At 42.6% G+C, this 3,645-nt stretch carries 4 protein-coding genes; 2 read left to right on the plus strand and 2 right to left on the minus strand.

The genetic code is table 11. The features are described 5' to 3' along the window. Positions 1–361: 361 nt before the first annotated feature. A complete protein-coding gene (locus Q1V85_RS16720; protein ID WP_300601652.1) occupies positions 362–691 on the minus strand; it encodes a hypothetical protein in 330 nt (109 codons plus the stop codon). A gap of 579 nt (positions 692–1,270) precedes the next feature. On the opposite strand from Q1V85_RS16720, the gene Q1V85_RS16725 reads away from it, so the two are divergent. Further along, positions 1,271–1,849, plus strand: a complete 579-nt coding sequence (locus Q1V85_RS16725; RefSeq protein WP_300601653.1) for a hypothetical protein — start codon at positions 1,271–1,273, stop codon at positions 1,847–1,849. Between the two features lie 6 nt (positions 1,850–1,855). Beyond that, positions 1,856–3,469: a TonB-dependent receptor plug domain-containing protein gene (locus Q1V85_RS16730; RefSeq protein ID WP_300601655.1), complete on the plus strand. Its 1,614-nt coding sequence runs from the start codon at positions 1,856–1,858 to the stop codon at positions 3,467–3,469. On the opposite strand, the gene Q1V85_RS16735 is transcribed toward Q1V85_RS16730, so the two are convergent. Further along, the coding region (locus Q1V85_RS16735) for a transposase family protein (RefSeq protein WP_300601656.1) at positions 3,464–3,645 on the minus strand (182 nt) is incomplete at its 5' end. The genes Q1V85_RS16730 and Q1V85_RS16735 overlap by 6 nt on opposite strands.

Below are 3,645 nucleotides of genomic sequence, written 5' to 3' on the forward strand. Positions count from 1 at the left end.
TTTGAACACGCTTAAACTGAGAAGGATTTTGCTTCTGTAAATGACGGAGTTCTGGAAGGCTCTCTTTAATGAATAGCTCTTTTAATTTACCCATAACTCAAATATACAAAAAGATATTAAATTAATGTCTAATCGGTATTATTTCCTTATTCGCTTGAATAAGTTTATACAATGCTACCGCATACCTGCACTTCGTCCGATACAGTTCATCCCCAATCATACGGAAAAGAACAGCTTTTGAAAATATTTTTTGTTACGGTGTAGCGTAACGTTGTATTTTTTCATACATTTACATCAGCGTATAAAACAAACGGATTTTGACGGGGCTGTAACGTGTTTAAAGTATTGTTTGATATCTTATTCAGATCTTCTTTTTACGGGCTTTCAGTTCCTGCTGCTTTTTTTGATATTCGAGAAATTTTTTTTCGTCGGTTTTGGTAACTTCATCAAAATAAACAGCCAGTTGGGTGTAGGAAATTCCTAATCCATCAGCGATCGCAATTTGGGAGGATAATGTGAGATTCTTTTTACCGTTAGCGATCAGCTGCATGTGCGATTTTTCCATTCCAATTTCCAGGGCAAGTTTTGTAGGATTGAAGTCGGCATCTTCCATCGCCTTCTTTAGTGCCACAGCAAACTGAAATGTGATCTCCTTTTTTTCTTTCTTTTCGTGCGCTTTCATTGAAGGCAAGCTGAAAGAAATTTTAAAAATTTTAGACGTATTATAATACGTCAGCATGATTTTTTATTTATATTTGTTGAGAGAATATATAAATTCGCGACTACTTCATAAAAATATTTGAAGCATTCGCTTTGAGTCTTGAATAGAAACCTGAGAAATTTCTAATTGGAACGAGACGATAAGACGAATAGCTCACGACCCGGGCGTGGGCTCTCTTATCCGTTCCAAGGCTTCTCAGGGCCTCTATTCGGTAAGTTGAGCGCCACGCCTATTTTTTGCTGATCAAACTTGCCGTTTAGGAGAGACTCATCTAACTATTTATGAGATGAGTAAACTGCTTTTATATTATTTACGCTCGCAGTCTGGTGTTAGCCATTTAGGTGGCTTGCAGCATGCATTGCACAACGCCCGGTTTGCCAGCAAACCTAAAAACCCGGTATAATATATTGCCGGGCGGGAGGCAGTATTCTCATGTTAAGCCTCCCATCACCCGGCTATGGGGCATAATACTATGTAACTAGCTGATCTTGATACCATGCCCATTTGATGACCTGAACAATATTGCTTTACTGCTTAAACACTTGTGATATGAAAAAAACGACGCTCCTTGGCGTTATGGCTTTTTTATGCCAGACGCTAACCGCACAAAAAAATACCTTGTCTCCGCTGTTGGTAGGTGAACGCATACCGGATATAACATTCCATCATATTATAAACTATAGTGCGGATACTGCATCCCTCTCACAATTCCAAAAAAATGATGCAAAGCTGGTCCTGCTGGATTTCTGGAATACCCAATGCCTTCCTTGTATACGCTCCTTTGGCAAGCTTAATGCTTTGCAACAGCAATATGGCCACCAATTGCAGATCATATTGGTTACATCGGAGGGACCGGCAGCTGTGCGGAAAACCCTGGCCAACTGGGAAGCCGCTAACAGACAAAAGCTCAATGTACCTGTTATCATAAAAGATTCGCTGCTGAGTAAATTCATCCGAAGACGGTACAATCCACATTATGCATGGGTGGCGCCAGATGGTATGTTGCTGGCGCAGACTTCCGCAACCTTTGTTACTGAGGAGGTTGTAGCTGCTTATTTAAGGACGATGCTCGCGGATGCGGAACAACGCGGGTATAAAAAACAAGAACTAAAAGCGAACCAAAATTAACTAGCTATGAAAAAATATATTGCATTGGCGGCGGCCTTTACGGCCGCGGCGCTGGGCCTATATGCGCAGGCGCCGGTAACCGGCTTATTGGTCAACGATCGTACAAAGGAACCTATAAAGGGTGTAACGGTGCTATCGCTGTCGGGTAGTGTAACTGTAAAAACGAATGAAGCCGGCGGTTTTAATATACGACTGAAAACTTTTCCCGACAGTTTGCAGTTTACGCATGTGGGTTATACTCCTAAAACGATGGTGGTAACGCACCCGGGACAAGTAATGTCACTAACACTGACAGAGAAAGATGGTGAATTGGAGCAGGTATTTGTAAATACCGGTTATCAAAAACTGAAGCCCAATGAAATAAATGGATCGGTAACGGTTATTGATAATAAAATGCTGAATGAGCAAACCGGAACAAATATTCTGCAACGGTTAAATGGGGTTACCAACGGTCTTGTCTTTAACAGCGGTAAAACAGGAACAGATGGAAATGCGAATAATATATCTATAAGGGGGCTCAGTACCATTAACGGCCCGCTTGCGCCGCTGATCATTCTCGACAATTTTCCATACGAGGGAAATATAGATAATATAAACCCCAATGATGTAGAAAGTGTAACCATTTTAAAGGATGCAGCTGCCGCCAGTATTTGGGGGGCTCGTGCGGGTAATGGGGTTATTGTAATTACTTCCAAGCGGGGCCGGTATAATGAGCGTTTGCAGGTCAATCTAAATAGCAGCTACCTGTTTACGCGCCCCACAGACCTGTTTTATACCAAGGAAATGCCGGTTGCGGATTATATCACATTAGAACAGCAACTGTTTAACAAGGGCTATTTCAATGAGGCGATTAACAACGTTATTAGCCGACCTGCGTTATCGCCGATTGTAGAAGTATTGCAGAAACAACGGGCAGGCCAACTGAGCGCAGAAGCTGCTGCCGCGCAAATTGAAATGCTGAAGCAGGGGAATAGCCGGGAACAATACGCCCGCTATTTCCAACATACGGGTCTCACCCAACAGCATTCCCTGGGTATCAATGGGGGCAGCGGCCAGTTTGCCTGGCGACTGTCTGGTAACTATAACCGGGTAGATGGTACGGATCGTTCCTTTGCGGATAAAGTGAACGTACACCTGGATAACCATATACGGCCGGTAAAAGATCTGGAGATTACATTAACGGCTTATTATACCAACAGCACATCAAGGCAGGGGCTGCCAGACTTTGGTGCCGTTACAAATATCGGTTCCCGTTACGTGCCGTATCTGCGTTTTATGGATGATAATAATCAATCCATTCCTATTGATAAATACCGGCGGGGGTATACGGATACGGCAGGCGCCGGGCGCCTGCAAAGCTGGAACTACTATCCATTGGACGACTATAAACACGATAATACCACCAATGTGGTACAAGACATGGTATTACGGGCATCTGTGAACTATAAGATTTATAAGGGGTTGTCCTTTAATGTGGATTATCAATATGAAAAGCAATGGTCGAAAAGTAACCGGCTTGCAGACACGGCCAGCTTTTATACACGCAATCTTATAAACAAATTTACAACGCTGCCTGCTAACCCGTCATCCGCTCCGGTATACAATAGACCTCTTTCATAATTCAAGATTATAAATAGCAGCGATTAGATTCACCCTAAGGCCGAAACGCTTTCTTCTATTTCTGTAGGGATAGGCCATTATTTTGAATATTTTCATTTCCCGAATGATATGCTCCACCATTACTCTTTGAGAACCAACCTGATGGTTATGTTCCTTATCCTGTACAGTTAAAGGCT

This window comes from Niabella sp., from assembly GCF_030150205.1.
Classification (GTDB): domain Bacteria; phylum Bacteroidota; class Bacteroidia; order Chitinophagales; family Chitinophagaceae; genus Niabella.

Coding starts and splice junctions, on each gene's coding strand:
- Q1V85_RS16730 (WP_300601655.1), top strand. CDS start 1,856: ATGAAAAAATATATTGCATTGGCGGCGGCCTTTACGGCCGCGGCGCTG.
- Q1V85_RS16725 (WP_300601653.1), top strand. CDS start 1,271: ATGAAAAAAACGACGCTCCTTGGCGTTATGGCTTTTTTATGCCAGACG.